9 protein-coding genes and 3 rRNA genes are annotated in these 15,586 nt (G+C 65.7%); all 12 read right to left on the reverse strand.

The features are described 5' to 3' along the window. Positions 1–8: 8 nt before the first annotated feature. Positions 9–947, reverse strand: a complete 939-nt coding sequence (locus DEI93_RS10030) for an NAD(P)/FAD-dependent oxidoreductase (RefSeq protein WP_111120189.1) — start codon at positions 945–947, stop codon at positions 9–11. Between the two features lie 65 nt (positions 948–1,012). Further along, positions 1,013–2,500, reverse strand: coding sequence for a glutamate--tRNA ligase (gltX, locus tag DEI93_RS10035; RefSeq protein ID WP_111120184.1), 1,488 nt, complete (start codon positions 2,498–2,500; stop codon positions 1,013–1,015). 107 nt (positions 2,501–2,607) lie between these two features. Next, positions 2,608–2,724: ribosomal RNA gene (rrf, locus tag DEI93_RS10040) — 5S ribosomal RNA — on the reverse strand. A 107-nt stretch (positions 2,725–2,831) separates the two neighbouring features. Next, positions 2,832–5,960: ribosomal RNA gene (locus DEI93_RS10045) — 23S ribosomal RNA — on the reverse strand. A 502-nt stretch (positions 5,961–6,462) separates the two neighbouring features. After that, a 16S ribosomal RNA gene (locus DEI93_RS10050) occupies positions 6,463–7,982 on the reverse strand. The 16S, 23S and 5S rRNA genes sit together here, the layout of an rRNA operon. A 720-nt stretch (positions 7,983–8,702) precedes the next feature. Then, positions 8,703–9,473 carry a fumarylacetoacetate hydrolase family protein gene (locus tag DEI93_RS10055; RefSeq protein ID WP_111009601.1) on the reverse strand — a complete coding sequence of 257 codons (771 nt, stop codon included), beginning with the start codon at positions 9,471–9,473 and terminating at the stop codon, positions 8,703–8,705. A gap of 9 nt (positions 9,474–9,482) precedes the next feature. After that, positions 9,483–10,685, reverse strand: a complete 1,203-nt coding sequence (locus DEI93_RS10060; RefSeq protein WP_111119309.1) for a branched-chain amino acid aminotransferase — start codon at positions 10,683–10,685, stop codon at positions 9,483–9,485. 44 nt (positions 10,686–10,729) lie between these two features. Beyond that, positions 10,730–11,791 (reverse strand): 3-isopropylmalate dehydrogenase, encoded by a 1,062-nt coding sequence (locus tag DEI93_RS10065; protein WP_111119308.1) that lies wholly within the window; start codon positions 11,789–11,791, stop codon positions 10,730–10,732. Positions 11,792–11,819: 28 nt separating this feature from the next. Continuing rightward, complete coding sequence (gene serA / locus DEI93_RS10070; RefSeq protein ID WP_111119307.1) at positions 11,820–13,409, reverse strand: phosphoglycerate dehydrogenase; 1,590 nt, start codon at positions 13,407–13,409, stop codon at positions 11,820–11,822. Positions 13,410–13,502: 93 nt separating this feature from the next. Next, the gene (locus DEI93_RS10075) at positions 13,503–13,904 is read right to left on the reverse strand and encodes a hypothetical protein (protein ID WP_111009597.1); all 402 of its coding nucleotides are present in this window, start codon (positions 13,902–13,904) and stop codon (positions 13,503–13,505) included. Beyond that, on the reverse strand, positions 13,901–14,356 hold the full coding sequence (locus DEI93_RS10080; protein WP_111119306.1) for a hypothetical protein: 456 nt from the start codon (positions 14,354–14,356) through the stop codon (positions 13,901–13,903). The genes DEI93_RS10075 and DEI93_RS10080 overlap by 4 nt, the downstream gene beginning before the upstream one ends. Beyond that, the gene (locus DEI93_RS10085) at positions 14,353–15,528 is read right to left on the reverse strand and encodes a mannitol-1-phosphate 5-dehydrogenase (protein ID WP_111009595.1); all 1,176 of its coding nucleotides are present in this window, start codon (positions 15,526–15,528) and stop codon (positions 14,353–14,355) included. Before DEI93_RS10085 ends, DEI93_RS10080 begins: the two co-directional genes overlap by 4 nt. Between the last annotated feature and the right edge of the window lie 58 nt (positions 15,529–15,586).

A 15,586-nucleotide genomic window follows, 5' to 3' on the forward strand; every position in this document is an offset into this window, starting at 1 on the left:
CCGAGTGTCTACTGTACAGCATCCCGAGCAGGCCGAAGACCACGGACGAGGTCACGATGGACGGCAGCGGCCGTCACGGCGCCGGCGCCAGCCGCGACGATGAGCTGCTCGGGGCCGGGCGGGGTGACATCGCCCACGGCGTACAGTCCCGGGACACCCGTCCGGCCGTGCCGGTCGACCACGACGAACCCGTCCTCGTCGTGGTCCAGCCGCGTGTCGAGGAAGTCGAGGTCGACGTGCCACCGGGGTCGCACGAAGCCGGCGACGCGCGGGACCACGACGCCGTCGACGAGCCGGACGCCCGTCAGTCCATCACGTCCGCCCTCGAGGTCGGCGATCGCCCGGTCCTCCACACCCACCCCGGCGGCATGGAGGCGAGCGCGGTCGTCCTCCGACAGACGGCCCACGCCGTTCGTGAACACGACGAGGTCGTCCGTCCACGCCGCCAACACGAGCGCGCGCTCCGCCAGGTCGTCGGTCTCCCCGATCAACGCCAGCGGCTGCCCGGCCTTCTCGTACGCGTCGCACTCCACGCAGCTGTGCACGCTCGTCCCGTAGTACGCACGGAGGCTCGGGAGGCTCGGGAAGCTCTCGCGGAGTCCCGTCGCCACGACGACGGCCGCACCACGCGCCGCGAGGGGCGTTCCCCGCCAGGCGCCCGAGACCACCCAGCCGCCAGCGTCCGCGTGGACCTCATCCACCACCGCCTGCGTGACCGTCGCCTCGGGGTAGGCCTCGACCTCCTCGCGACCGAGCTTCCGGAGCTCGAGGGGCGACACACCGTCACGGGTGAGGAACCCGTGCGACCGCAGCGTCGCCGCGTTCCGCGGGCGGTTGGCGTCCACGAGCAGCACCCGCCTGCGCGCGCGCACGAGGTTGAGCGCGGCGCTGAGCCCGGCAGGGCCGGCCCCGATCACGACGACGTCGTAGTCGTCCGCGGGGGGCACGTCGTGGCCGTGCGGCGCCGCACGGGCGCTGCGCGGGGGCACCGCTCCCGCTCCGGACGAATCCGTCACCGGTCGCGGAGCCGGCGGAGCCGGGTGAGCGTCGACGGCTTTCCAAGGATCTCCATCGACTCGAACAGCGGCGGACTCACCCGTCGCCCGGAGACCGCGACCCGCAGCGGACCGAAGGCGACCCGGGGCTTCAGGCCGAGCCCGTCGATGAGCGCAGCGCGGAGCGCCGACTCGATGGGCTCCGCGCGGAAGTCCTCGGTCGCCTCGAGGGCGTCGATGGAGGCGTCGAGCACGGTCCGCGCGTCCTCCTTGAGGGTGGCGAGCGCGTCGTCCTCCATCGTGAGGTCGTCGTCCGCGACGAAGAGGAAACCGAGCATGCCCCGCGCATCGCTCAGGACGTTCATGCGCTCCTGCACGAGCGGCGCCGCGCGCTGCAGCACGGACCGCTCGTCCGCCGTCACCGGGTCGCTCAGCACGCCGTCGAGGTACGGGACCAGACGGTCCGTGAAGTCGTCGACGGCGAGGAGTCGGATGTGGTCGCCGTTGATCGACTCGGCCTTCTTGGGGTCGAACCGCGCCGGGTTCGGGTTGACGTCCACGACGTCGAACGCCGCCACCATCTCGTCGAGGGAGAACACGTCCTGGTCCGCCCGCAGCGACCAGCCGAGCAGCGCGAGGTAGTTCACCAGCCCCTCGGGGATGAACCCGTTCGCCCGGTGGTGGAACAGGTTCGACTCCGGGTCGCGCTTGGACAGCTTCTTGTTGCCCTCGCCCATCACGTAGGGCAGATGCCCGAACCGCGGCACGAACGAGGTCACGCCGATCTGCACCAGGGCCTCGTACAGCGCGATCTGCCGTGGCGTCGACGAGAGCAGGTCCTCGCCGCGGAGGACGTGCGTGATCCCCATGAGCGCGTCGTCGACCGGGTTCACGAAGGTGTACAACGGCTTGCCGTTCGGTCGGACGACCACGAAGTCCGAGAACGATCCGGCGGGGAACGTGATGTCGCCCCGGACGAGATCAGCGAACCCGAGATCGCGGTCCGGGACCCGGAGACGGAGCGCCGGCTGCCGACCCTCGGCCCGGTACCCCGCACGCTCGGCCTCGGTGAGGTCGCGCTCGAAGTTGTCGTACCCCTGCTTCGGATCACGGCCGTTCGCGAGGTTCCGGGCCTCCATCTCCTCCGGGGTCACGAACGACTCGTAGACGAGCCCCTCGGCCTTGAGGCGCTCGATGACGTCCACGTAGATGTCCGACCGCTCGGACTGCCGGTAGGGGCCGTGCGGACCGCCGACGTCGATGCCCTCGTCCCAGTCCAACCGCAGCCAGCGGAGCGCGTCGAGGATCTGCTCGTAGCTCTCCTCGCTGTCGCGAGCCGCGTCGGTGTCCTCGATCCGGAACACGAAGGTCCCGCCGGTGTGCCGCGCGTAGGCCCAGTTGAAAAGGGCCGTCCGGATCAGTCCGACGTGGGGCGTCCCGGTCGGGGACGGGCAGAAACGAACTCGGACGTCGGAGCCGGAGGCGGTGGTGAATGGCGCTGTCATGACGCCCCGATCCTACCGTGACGCCCGTCGACACCGACCGGATACGACGAAAAGCCCCTGATCAGCACGCTCCTCGAGCGAGTGATCAGGGGCTTCCCTGACGTTGAGTCCGGCGGTGTCCTACTCTCCCACAAGGTCCCCCTTGCAGTACCATCGGCGCTGAGAGGCTTAGCTTCCGGGTTCGGAATGTGACCGGGCGTTTCCCTCTCGCTATGACCACCGGAACACCATCGATATTCACGATCATGTTCCGCAGTTGCTGCGGATGATCCCCGATCGCATATCGGGAACCACAAAGTGGACGCGAGCCCCACCCGAACGGGTGGGAAGTGTAATCAAGTCATCGGCTTATTAGTACCGGTCAGCTCCACGGGTCGTTAGTCCCCGCTTCCACATCCGGCCTATCAACCCAGTCGTCTACTGGGAGCCTCTCACCCACAAGGGGCATGGAAATCTCATCTCGAAGACGGCTTCCCGCTTAGATGCTTTCAGCGGTTATCCGGTCCGAACGTAGCTAATCAGCGGTGCCCTTGGCAGAACAACTGACACACCAGAGGTTCGTCCATCCCGGTCCTCTCGTACTAGGGATAGATCTTCTCAAATTTCCTACGCGCGCAGCGGATAGGGACCGAACTGTCTCACGACGTTCTAAACCCAGCTCGCGTACCGCTTTAATGGGCGAACAGCCCAACCCTTGGGACCTACTCCAGCCCCAGGATGCGACGAGCCGACATCGAGGTGCCAAACCATGCCGTCGATATGGACTCTTGGGCAAGATCAGCCTGTTATCCCCGAGGTACCTTTTATCCGTTGAGCGACAGCGCTTCCACAAGCCACTGCCGGATCACTAGTCCCGACTTTCGTCCCTGCTCGACTTGTCAGTCTCACAGTCAAGCTCCCTTGTGCACTTACACTCGACACCTGATTGCCAACCAGGTTGAGGGAACCTTTGGGCGCCTCCGTTACTTTTTGGGAGGCAACCGCCCCAGTTAAACTACCCACCAGGCACTGTCCATGAACCCGATCAGGGTCCTACGTTAGACATCCAGAGTGACCAGAGTGGTATTTCAACAACGACTCCACGAACACTGGCGTGCCCGCTTCACAGTCTCCCACCTATCCTACACAAGCCACACCGAACACCAATACCAAGCTGTAGTAAAGGTCACGGGGTCTTTCCGTCCTGCTGCGCGTAACGAGCATCTTTACTCGTAGTGCAATTTCGCCGAGTTCGCGGTTGAGACAGCTGGGAAGTCGTTACGCCATTCGTGCAGGTCGGAACTTACCCGACAAGGAATTTCGCTACCTTAGGATGGTTATAGTTACCACCGCCGTTTACTGGGGCTTAAATTCTGAGCTTCGCCGTGAGGCTAACCCTTCCTCTTAACCTTCCAGCACCGGGCAGGCGTCAGTCCGTATACATCGTCTTGCGACTTCGCACGGACCTGTGTTTTTAGTAAACAGTCGCTTCCCACTGGTCTCTGCGGCCTTCCCCGCTCCCGGAGCAAGTCCGTTCACGGTTCCGGCCCCCCTTCTCCCGAAGTTACGGGGGCATTTTGCCGAGTTCCTTAACCACGATTCTCTCGATCTCCTTGGTATTCTCTACCTGACCACCTGAGTCGGTTTCGGGTACGGGCAGCTGCAACCTCGCGTCGATGCTTTTCTCGGCAGCATAGGATCACTGAATTCCCCATGACGGGTATGCATCGGATCTCAGGCATACAGACGACGGATTTGCCTATCGTCAGCCCTACATCCTTACACCAGGTTCACCTTACGGATACCATCGCCTGGCTCAGCTACCTTCCTGCGTCACACCTGTTAATACGCTAGCCGCACCAGCATGGGGTCGAGCGTTAGACCGGACGTCCATCACCCCGAAGGGATCAGGATCGAGCCGGGTTAGGACTCTTAGCACCACTGGATTGACTGGGACGGTTGTTCGCCGGTACGGGAATATCAACCCGTTGTCCATCGACTACGCCTGTCGGCCTCGCCTTAGGTCCCGACTTACCCAGGGCGGATTAGCCTGGCCCTGGAACCCTTGGTCTTTCGGAGGACGGGTTTCTCACCCGTCTTTCGCTACTCATGCCTGCATTCTCACTCGTGTGGCGTCCACGGCTGGATCACTCCGCCGCTTCACTCGCCACACGACGCTCTCCTACCACTCCGTACGACTGAACCACGAAGGCTTGTCTGGGTACGAAATCTACAACTTCGGCGGTGTGCTTGAGCCCCGTTACATTGTCGGCGCGGAATCACTTGACCAGTGAGCTATTACGCACTCTTTCAAGGGTGGCTGCTTCTAAGCCAACCTCCTGGTTGTCTGTGCAACTCCACATCCTTTCCCACTTAGCACACGCTTAGGGGCCTTAGTTGGTAGTCTGGGTTGTTTCCCTCTCGACGATGAAGCTTATCCCCCACCGTCTCACTGCTGCGCTCTCACTTACCGGCATTCGGAGTTTGGCTGACGTCAGTAACCTTGTAGGGCCCATCGGCCATCCAGTAGCTCTACCTCCGGCAAGAAACACGCAACGCTGCACCTAAATGCATTTCGGAGAGAACCAGCTATCACGAAGTTTGATTGGCCTTTCACCCCTATCCACAGCTCATCCCCTCCATTTTCAACTGAAGTGGGTTCGGGCCTCCACGACGTCTTACCGTCGCTTCACCCTGGCCATGGATAGATCACTTCGCTTCGGGTCTAGGACATGCGACTGAATCGCCCTATTCAGACTCGCTTTCGCTACGGCTACCCCACACGGGTTAACCTCGCCACATATCGCTAACTCGCAGGCTCATTCTTCAAAAGGCACGCTGTCACCCCAACAAGGAGGCTCCAACGGTTTGTAAGCAAACGGTTTCAGGTACTATTTCACTCCCCTCCCGGGGTACTTTTCACCTTTCCCTCACGGTACTTGTCCGCTATCGGTCATCTGGGAGTATTTAGGCTTATCAGGTGGTCCTGACAGATTCACACGGGATTTCTCGGGCCCCGTGCTACTTGGGATACACATCCGGCCATAACACCATTTCGTCTACGGGGCTGGCACCCACTACGGCCCGGCTTTCAAACCGGTTCGACTATGATGCGCTGTAACCGCCCCAGTCCGGCAGAACTGAGCGACGTGTCCCACAACCCCGACCATGCAACGCCCGCCGGCTATCACACATGATCGGTTTAGCCTCATCCGCTTTCGCTCGCCACTACTCACGGAATCACATGTTGTTTTCTCTTCCTGTGGGTACTGAGATGTTTCACTTCCCCACGTTCCCTCTACCCGCCCTATACATTCAGGCGGGAGTCACCAGGTCGCAAAACGCCTGGCGGGGTTTCCCCATTCGGAAATCCTCGGCTCACAGCTCGATTATCAGCTCCCCGAGGCTTATCGCAGATTTCTACGTCCTTCTTCGGCTCCAGATGCCAAGGCATCCACCGTTTGCTCTTAGAAACTTGACCACAAAGATTGCCGCGCACCGAAAACGATGCACGGCCTCAGTGTTGACTCGTCCCAACGCCAAACGACGTCAGGAGCGAATCGCACTCTTGTGACACCAGCCGACCCACCACCAACCACGAAAGCCGGCGACGAATCAGCAAGCGTCTAAGATGCTCGCGTCCACTGTGTAGTTCTCAACATACGATCGGCACCAGCCCGCCCCGACCAACCGGTCGACTTGGCACTGGCCCAACGAGGGGGCATCAAGCCCCAACCCCCACCACCACACAGGCAGCAGGGAAGCCTGGTCCCTCAGGACCCAACAACGTGCACGGCCCGAACCTCACCCACAGACCCGTTCCAACCGGCCGAAACCGACGTACTAGCATCCACGAGATCCATCCGGACCCACTGTCAATGTTCCACCCATGAGCTACCGGCGAGAACATTCGTCTCGATCCGGCGCCTGGACACCACCCCCAACCCGAACGGGCCAGGCCAGCAGTGCCAGATGCTCCTTAGAAAGGAGGTGATCCAGCCGCACCTTCCGGTACGGCTACCTTGTTACGACTTAGTCCTAATCACCGATCCCACCTTCGACGGCTCCTTCCACAAGGGTTAGGCCACCGGCTTCGGGTGTTACCGACTTTCATGACTTGACGGGCGGTGTGTACAAGGCCCGGGAACGTATTCACCGCAGCGTTGCTGATCTGCGATTACTAGCGACTCCGACTTCATGAGGTCGAGTTGCAGACCTCAATCCGAACTGAGACCGGCTTTTTGGGATTCGCTCCACCTTACGGTATCGCAGCCCTTTGTACCGGCCATTGTAGCATGCGTGAAGCCCAAGACATAAGGGGCATGATGATTTGACGTCATCCCCACCTTCCTCCGAGTTGACCCCGGCAGTCTCCTATGAGTCCCCGGCCGAACCGCTGGCAACATAGAACGAGGGTTGCGCTCGTTGCGGGACTTAACCCAACATCTCACGACACGAGCTGACGACAACCATGCACCACCTGTACACCGACCACAAGGGGGCGACCATCTCTGGCCGTTTCCGGTGTATGTCAAGCCTTGGTAAGGTTCTTCGCGTTGCATCGAATTAATCCGCATGCTCCGCCGCTTGTGCGGGCCCCCGTCAATTCCTTTGAGTTTTAGCCTTGCGGCCGTACTCCCCAGGCGGGGCGCTTAATGCGTTAGCTACGACACAGAAACCGTGGAAAGGTCCCTACATCTAGCGCCCAACGTTTACGGCGTGGACTACCAGGGTATCTAATCCTGTTCGCTCCCCACGCTTTCGCTCCTCAGCGTCAGTTACGGCCCAGAGATCTGCCTTCGCCATCGGTGTTCTTCCTGATATCTGCGCATTCCACCGCTACACCAGGAGTTCCAATCTCCCCTACCGCACTCTAGTCTGCCCGTACCCACTGCAAGCCCGAGGTTGAGCCTCGGGATTTCACAGCAGACGCGACAAACCGCCTACGAGCTCTTTACGCCCAATAATTCCGGACAACGCTTGCACCCTACGTATTACCGCGGCTGCTGGCACGTAGTTAGCCGGTGCTTTTTCTGCAGGTACCGTCACTTTCGCTTCTTCCCTACTAAAAGAGGTTTACAACCCGAAGGCCGTCATCCCTCACGCGGCGTTGCTGCATCAGGCTTTCGCCCATTGTGCAATATTCCCCACTGCTGCCTCCCGTAGGAGTCTGGGCCGTGTCTCAGTCCCAGTGTGGCCGGTCACCCTCTCAGGCCGGCTACCCGTCGTCGGCTTGGTGAGCCATTACCTCACCAACTACCTGATAGGCCGCGAGTCCATCCCCAACCAAAATTCTTTCCACGACCAGACCATGCGATCGGCCGTCATATCCAGTATTAGACGTCGTTTCCAACGCTTATCCCAGAGTCAGGGGCAGGTTACTCACGTGTTACTCACCCGTTCGCCACTAATCCGCCCAGCAAGCTGGGCATCATCGTTCGACTTGCATGTGTTAAGCACGCCGCCAGCGTTCGTCCTGAGCCAGGATCAAACTCTCCGTAAAAAACGTTCCCAACCACTCCGAAGAGCAGAAGGCGAATTTGATGCTGACTGAAAAGACTGTCTACTGACAATCATTCAATCCAAAGGAATTGTCCACGAACGCGCCAACCCGAAGGCCGACACGCACGGGGTCAATAAATTGGCATTGACAATGTGCACGCTGTTGAGTTCTCAAGGACCAGACGCATCCGCTCATCCACCCGGGAACCCCCGGACATCAGCAACGAAGCTGTGTTCTTGGTTGTGCAACCGATGTGCATCCCCCTACACGAGGTGGATGGCTCATCCCGAAGGAGAGGACCAGTTGCAGGTTTCACATCCTAAGCGTCGAAGCGATCAGGCGCAAGTCCCGATCAGAACCTCGGTGGAGGACGGTCCCGCTTGAGGCCGGCTCGCTCCGGGACACTGTCCCGGCCGCTCCGCCGCACCTTTGGGGTGACGAGTGATTACTTTACGCACCACCCCACCACCCAGCAAACCACCCCACATCCCGGGCGTGTCGCGAAGTTGTCCCATGCAACCGCCGGGCTGTCCGCTCCTGGTTCCGCGCCCCGATCGTGGTCTGCGGAGCCGCGAACGCCGCGACCCCGGCACCGTGGCGGTGTCGGGGTCGAGGGCCGGGTCGGCCGGCGTCGGGGCTCGGTTCGGCGGCGTCGGAGCTCGGTTCGGCGACGTCGGGGCTCGGTTCGGCGGCGTCGGTGCTCGGTTCGGCGGCGTCGGGTCAGCGTCGCGCGACGACCGGGTTGGTCAGCGAGCCGATGCCGGACACCGTGACCTCGACGATCTCGCCGTCGTTGATCGGGCCCACGCCCGCCGGGGTCCCGGTGAGGATGAGGTCCCCGGGCAGCAGGGTCCAGATCGAGGACACGAACTCGATGAGACTCGGGATGTCGTGGATCATCTCCGAGGTGGACGCCGCCTGCCGGATGTCGCCGTCCACGCGGGTCTCCAACCGGACGTCGGACGGATCGAGGTCCGTCTCGATGACCGGGCCGATCGGGCAGAACGTGTCGAAGCCCTTCGCCCGGGTCCACTGTCCGTCGCGGGCTTGGAGATCACGGGCGGTCACGTCGTTGGCCACGGTGTACCCGAGCACGACGTCCGCGAAGTCCTCGCGACGGACGTTCTTCGCCAGGGACCCGATCACGACGGCGAGTTCGCCCTCGTGGTCGACCCGCCCCACGTCCTGCGGCAAGCGGATCTGGTCGTTCGGACCGATGATGGCCGTGTTCGGCTTGAGGAACACGATCGGGTCCTCCCCCGCGCGCTCATCCATCTCGGACACGTGCTCGGCGTAGTTGAGCCCGACCCCGATGACCTTCGACCTCGGGATCACCGGAGCGAGGAGCGTCGCGGTCCGCAGGTCCACCCGCTCCCCCGTCGTCTCGAACCCCTGGTACAGCGGGTCGCCCGCCAGGACCACGAGCGCTCGCTCGTCGAGGATGCCGTAACGGGGGTCCTCCCCCGGAGTGCTGAACCGTGCGATCTTCACGTGTCGACCCTACTGAGCCGCTGCCTCGTCGGTCCCGGACTCCGCGGAGCGGAGGGCATCGTCGCCCGCGTCGCCGACGGACGCCGCGCCCGGTTCGGTGAGCTGCACCATCCACCCGTGCGGGTCGGGGCGTCGCCCGTACTGGATGTCGGTGAGCTCCTGTCGCAGGGACATCGTGAGCTCGCCGGCACCCTGGGTCGGGGACCCGATCGTGATGTCCTCGCCCCGCAACTCGGCGATCGGGGTCACGACGGCAGCCGTTCCGCACGCGAAGGCCTCGGTGATCGTGCCGTCGGCGACCCCGTCGCGCCACTCGTCGAGGGCGACGCGACGGCGCTCGACGCGCAGGCCGCGGTCCTCCGCGAGGTGCAGGATCGAGTCCCGCGTGATGCCCTCGAGGATGCTGTCGGAGTCCGGGGTGACGAGCGTGCCGTCGGACCGGACGAGCACGACGTTCATCCCGCCGAGTTCCTCGAGGTACCGCCCCTCGACCGAGTCCAGGAACATCACCTGCTGACAGCCGTGCGCGTAGGCCTCTTGCTGCGGCAGGAGCGACGACGCGTAGTTCCCACCGGTCTTCGCCGCTCCCGTGCCGCCCTTGCCCGCGCGGCCGTACTGCGTCGACAGCCAGATCGAGACCGGCTTGGGACCCGAGGTGAAGTACGCCCCGGCCGGCGAGGCGATCACGTGGAATTCCACCTGCTGCGCGGCGCGCACCCCGAGGAAGGCCTCGGTCGCGATCATGAACGGCCGGAGGTACAGGCTCGTCTCGTCCGCCGACGGCACCCACTCGACGTCCGTCGCGACGAGGTGCCGGATGGCCGACACGAAGTCCTCGACCGGGAGTTCCGGCAGCGCCAGGCGTTCGGCGGACCGCTGGAACCGACGAGCGTTCGCCTCGGGTCGGAACCCCCAGACGGAACCGTCGGCGTGCCGGTACGCCTTGAGGCCCTCGAAGATCTCTTGCGCGTAGTGGAGCACGCTCGCGCTCGGGTCGAGCACGAGGGGCCCGTACGGATGGACGCTCGCGTCGTGCCAGCCGGACTCCACCGACCAGTGGATGGTCGCCATGTGGTCCGTGAAGAACTTGCCGAACCCCGGGTCGGCGAGGATGGCCTCCCGTTCGGCCGCCGCGCGGCGGTCGGCGGAGGGGACCGTCCGGAACGCCGTCGTGAACGCCGTGTCGGTGCTGGTGGGTGTCGTGCTGGTCATGGTGTCTCCTGGGGACGGAGCGGTCGGTTCGGCGGACGCCGGGGTCAGGCCGCGGTGGTACGCGCGACGGCCGCGGCGATCGCGTCGCCGATCTCGGCCGTGGAGCGCGACGTGGCGCCGCGGCCCGCGATGTCCGCCTCGACCGCCCGCGTGATGGTCTCGGCCTCGGCCGTCCGACCGTGGTGGTCGAGCAGCAACGCGACGGACAGGATCGCGGCCGTGGGGTCGGCCCGCTGCTGACCCGCGATGTCGGGCGCGGACCCGTGGACCGGTTCGAACATGCTGGGGAAGGTGCCGTCCGGGTTGATGTTGCCCGAGGCCGCCAGACCGATGCCGCCGCTGATCGCGCCGGCGAGGTCGGTGATGATGTCGCCGAAGAGGTTGTCCGTGACGATGACGTCGAACACACCGGGCCGCTGGACCATGTGGATGGTCACGGCGTCGACGTGCTGGTAGTCCACGGTGACCTCGGGGTACTCGGCTCCGACGGAGGCCACGGTCCGCTGCCAGAGGTCGCCCGCGTGCACGAGGACGTTGCTCTTGTGCACGAGCGTCAGGTGGTGGCGAGGGCGACGACGGGCGAGGTCGAACGCATACCGCACGACGCGCTCCACGCCGAACGCGGTGTTGAGGCTCACCTCGGTCGCGATCTCGGCCGGGGTGCCCTTGCGGATCACCCCGCCGTTGCCGACGTACGGCCCCTCGGTGCCCTCGCGGACCACGACGAAGTCGACCTCGCCGGGATCGGCGAGGGGGGAGGCGACGTCCGGGTAGACGCGCGTCGGTCGGAGGTTCACGTAGTGGTCGAAGGCGAACCGGAGGCGCAGGAGGAGACCGCGCTCGATGATCCCGCCCGCGAGCCGCGGATCGCGGGGGTCACCCCCGACCGCGCCGAGCAGGATCGCGTCGTGCCGGGCGATCGCGGCGAGGTCGTCGTCGGTCAGGACCTCCCCCGTCTCGAGGTAGTGCCCGGCCCCGAGGGTGTACTCGGTCCGTCGGATCGCGTCGGGCCCGACCACGGCGTCGAGGACCTTGAGGGCCTCCTCGACGACCTCGGGGCCGATGCCGTCGCCACGGATCACGGCGAGGTCGATGGTGTCCGTCATGCGGGGCCTCCTGGTCGTGCGACCGCGGTCACAGGGTGATGTCGATCTCGCGCAGCGACTCGGCGTCGATCGCGGCGCGGACGCGCTCGAGGATCGGGCTCGGCACGGGCGAGTCCACGGTGAGGACGCTCAGCGCCTGGCCGCCAGCGGCACGCCGGGCGATCTGCATCGCAGCGATGTTGATGCCCGCGTCCCCGAACTCCTTGCCGTACACCGCGACGATCCCCGGACGGTCCGTGTAGACCATGACGACGTGGTGCTGCGCGAGCGGGACCTCGATGTCGTAGCCGTTGACCTCGACGAGCTTGGCCACTTGCTTCGGACCCGTCAGGGTCCCCGAGACGCTGATCGTCGGACCGTCGGACTGGGCGCCGCGGATGGTCAGCACGTTGCGGTACTCGGCGGTGGCGGGGTCCGTGATGAGCCGCACCGTGATCCCGCGCTGCTCGGCGAGGAGCGGCGCGTTCACGTAGCTCACCTGCTCGCTGACGATGTTCGTGAAGATGCCCTTGAGCGCCGCGAGCCGGAGGACGCTCACGTCGAACCCGGCGAGCTCGCCGTGCACCTCGACGTCGACACTCGTGATCGAGGTGTCGGCGAGGCTCGCGAACACCTGCCCGAGCTGCTCCACGAGTGGGATGCCGGGTCGCACGTAGGGGTCGATGACACCGCCGGCGACGTTGACCGCGTCCGGCACCAGCTCGCCGCCGAGTGCGAGTCGGACGCTCTTCGCCACCGAGACGCCCGCCTTCTCCTGGGCCTCGTCCGTCGAGGCCCCGAGGTGCGGTGTGACGACGACGTTCGGCAGCGCGGTCAGGGCGTCGTCGGTCGGCGGCTCGGTGACGAAGACGTCGAGGCCAGCGCCGGCGATGGTGTTCGCGGTGAGCGCGCGCCGCAGGGCGGCCTCGTCGATCAGGCCGCCGCGGGCGACGTTGACGACGAACGCGGTCGGCTTCATGAGGGCGAGCTGGTCGTCCGAGATCATCCCGACGGTCTCGGGGGTCTTCGGCATGTGGATCGTGACGAAGTCGCTCCGGCGGAGGAGGTCCTCGAGCGACACGAGCTCGACGCCGAGCTGCTGCGCGCGGGCCGGGGTGACGTACGGGTCGTACGCGATCACGGAGACGCCGAAGGCCTGCAGCCGTGCGGTGATGAGGGCGCCGATGCGACCGAGGCCGATGATGCCGACGGTCTTCTCGTAGAGCTCGACACCCGTGTAGGCGGAACGCTTCCACGCCCCCTGCGACAGCGATGCGTGGGCCGCTGGGATGTGCCGGGCGAGGCTGAGGATGTGACCGACCGTGAGCTCGGCCGCCGAGATGATGTTCGACGTCGGCGCGTTCACCACCATGACCCCGGCAGCCGTGGCGGCCTTGATGTCGACGTTGTCGAGGCCCACCCCGGCGCGGGCGACGACCTGCAGGTGCGGCGCAGCAGCGATCGCCTCGGCGTCGACCTTGGTGGCGGATCGGACGAGGATCGCGTTCGCGTCGGCCAGCGCGGCGAGGAGCGCGGGGCGGTCGGTGCCGTCCACGTTCCGGACGTCGAAGTCGGGCCCGAGAGCCTCGACGGTCGCTGGTGAGAGTTCTTCGGCGATCAGGACGACCGGCTTTGCCACAGGTGGGTTCCTTCGGGGAGGGGGCGGTGGGGTCGCGACGCGGGACGACGCGCATCCCATGCTATCGACGGGCCGAACGCGTTACGACGGGTGTCAGCCGCCCACGCGCAGCGTCGCGGAGACGTACTGGAGGACGTCGAACCAGAGCGCCGCGACCGCGCAGAACGCCGCGAGGAACACGACGACCGTCCGGACGAGGTCCGTGCGCCGAGCGACGAACCACGCCACCGCGTACAGGACGGGTGCGATGGCGACGTCGATGACGAGGGCCACCCAGGGCACGCTCGTCTGCAGTGCATCGCCCCCGTTGCGCCGGAGGAACGCGTTGTTCGCCGAGAGGGTGGTCGTCACGCCGACGAAGTTGCCGATCGCCTGCCACAGCACGTACGCGAACAGGACGGCGGCGACGACCCACACCACGACCTTGCCGAGCGTCACGCCCGTGGTGTCGGGAACGGCCGACGACGACGTGTCGTCCGAGGGCACCGCGCTCACCCGAAGCTCCTCGTCAGGACGAACGGCCACGGGAACAGCACGAGCGCCCCCGCGACGAGCCAGAGGACCCGCGTCCGCGGGCGCCGGCCCTGCCCGAGCCACAGGGTGGCCGCGAACCACAGGGCCGGGGCCATGATCGCGAGGACCCGGAGGCCCGCGGAGAAGACGGCCGCCGCGGACGTGCCGGGATCGACCGGCAACGCGCCCGCGCTGACGAGCCACGCCACCGTGTACAGCAGGTACACCCCACCGAGGACGCCCAGACCGACGAGCGATCCGGACGCGAGGGGCTCGTCACCGGTGCGGGCCCGCGGCGCCCTCGGTGCGCGGAGTTCGTTGGCCGGTGCGTCGACGTAGGTGGCGTCCTGCTCCGCACCCCAGCTCAGGGCCTCGGCGTCGTCGTGGTCCGCACCGCCGTCCGGCGGGGACCCGACGTCCTTCGGGGTGGTCATGACTCCAGTGTAGAAGCGACCACCGAACGGACCGCCGGGAACAGGGGGTGGCTCTCCATGAGTCCCGTGAGGATCTCGGTGAGGGCGTGGGCGGTCGCCCCGGACCGCAGCAGCGCGTGCAGCTCGAACGACTCCGGGTCGTCGGGGTCGTCGAACTCGAGGGCGACCCGGACGGCGCCGAGCAGGTGGTCGACCGGCATGCCGCGTTCCGCGAGCTGCGCGGCGGGACCGATGAAGCGCTCACGACGACCGAGTTTGCGGAGCGGGTTCCGTCCGACCCGCGCCGTCGTGTCCGGGAGGAGCGGGTTGGCGATGCGGACGAGGTTCGCCTGGACGTACCGGCGGTGCTCCTCCGGGTCGAAACCGTGCTTCGCGACGAGCAACGCGGTGGTCTCGTCGAGGACGCCGTCGACCTCGGCCCGGACCAGGTCGTCCTCGAGGGCCTCGCGGATGAGCCGGATCCCCCGGACGAAGCCGTGGTAGGCCGCGGTCGCGTGGGCGGTGTTCACCGTGTAGAGCTTGCGCTCCACGAACGGCTGCAGGTCGTCCACCCACGTGACGCCCTGGATCGCCGGGGGCTCGGCGTCGACGCCGGAGAACGGCGTCCGCTCGATGACCCACTCGTAGAAGGGCTCGAGGACGACGTCGAGGCCGCCGGACTGTCCGAGCACGCCGGTCTGCTCCGGCACGATGCGGTCGATCGCGCAGTTCGCGAACACCGCGTCGATGTCGTGGTCCTCGAGGGCGGGCGATCGCCGGACGCTCGCGTGCAACGAGTCGGTGGCGTTGATGGCGTTCTCGCATGCCACGACGGTGACCACGCCCGCTCCGGCCGGCCGCGCGGCCAGTCCCTCGGCGATGAACGGCGCCACGAGGGGCAGTGTCCGCGCGCCGACCGCGGTCGTGACGACGTCCGCGCCGGCGATCGCCTCGACCACGCGGTCGCGCTCGCGCTTGCTGTTGAGGGCGGCGAAGCCCTCGACCACGCGGTCGATGGGGTCGTCACCGACCTCGTGGACGACGAAGCGGCCGGACTCGTTCAGGGCGCGGACGACGCGGTCGTCGACGTCGACGAAGGTGAGGTCGTACCCGCTGGCTGCGAGGAACTGGCCCACGAAACCGCGCCCGATCTTGCCGGCGCCGATGTGGACCGCACGTCTCGTCACCGCCATTCGAGCATCTTCCCATGCCGGGAGGCCGCGACCGACCACGACGGACGACCCAGCAGGT

Source organism: Curtobacterium sp. MCBD17_035 (assembly GCF_003234815.2).
Taxonomy (GTDB): Bacteria; Actinomycetota; Actinomycetes; order Actinomycetales; family Microbacteriaceae; genus Curtobacterium.

Coding starts and splice junctions, on each gene's coding strand:
- gltX (WP_111120184.1), bottom strand. CDS start 2,500: ATGACAGCGCCATTCACCACCGCCTCCGGCTCCGACGTCCGAGTTCGT.
- DEI93_RS10060 (WP_111119309.1), bottom strand. CDS start 10,685: ATGACCAGCACGACACCCACCAGCACCGACACGGCGTTCACGACGGCG.
- DEI93_RS10065 (WP_111119308.1), bottom strand. CDS start 11,791: ATGACGGACACCATCGACCTCGCCGTGATCCGTGGCGACGGCATCGGC.
- DEI93_RS10080 (WP_111119306.1), bottom strand. CDS start 14,356: ATGACCACCCCGAAGGACGTCGGGTCCCCGCCGGACGGCGGTGCGGAC.
- DEI93_RS10085 (WP_111009595.1), bottom strand. CDS start 15,528: ATGGCGGTGACGAGACGTGCGGTCCACATCGGCGCCGGCAAGATCGGG.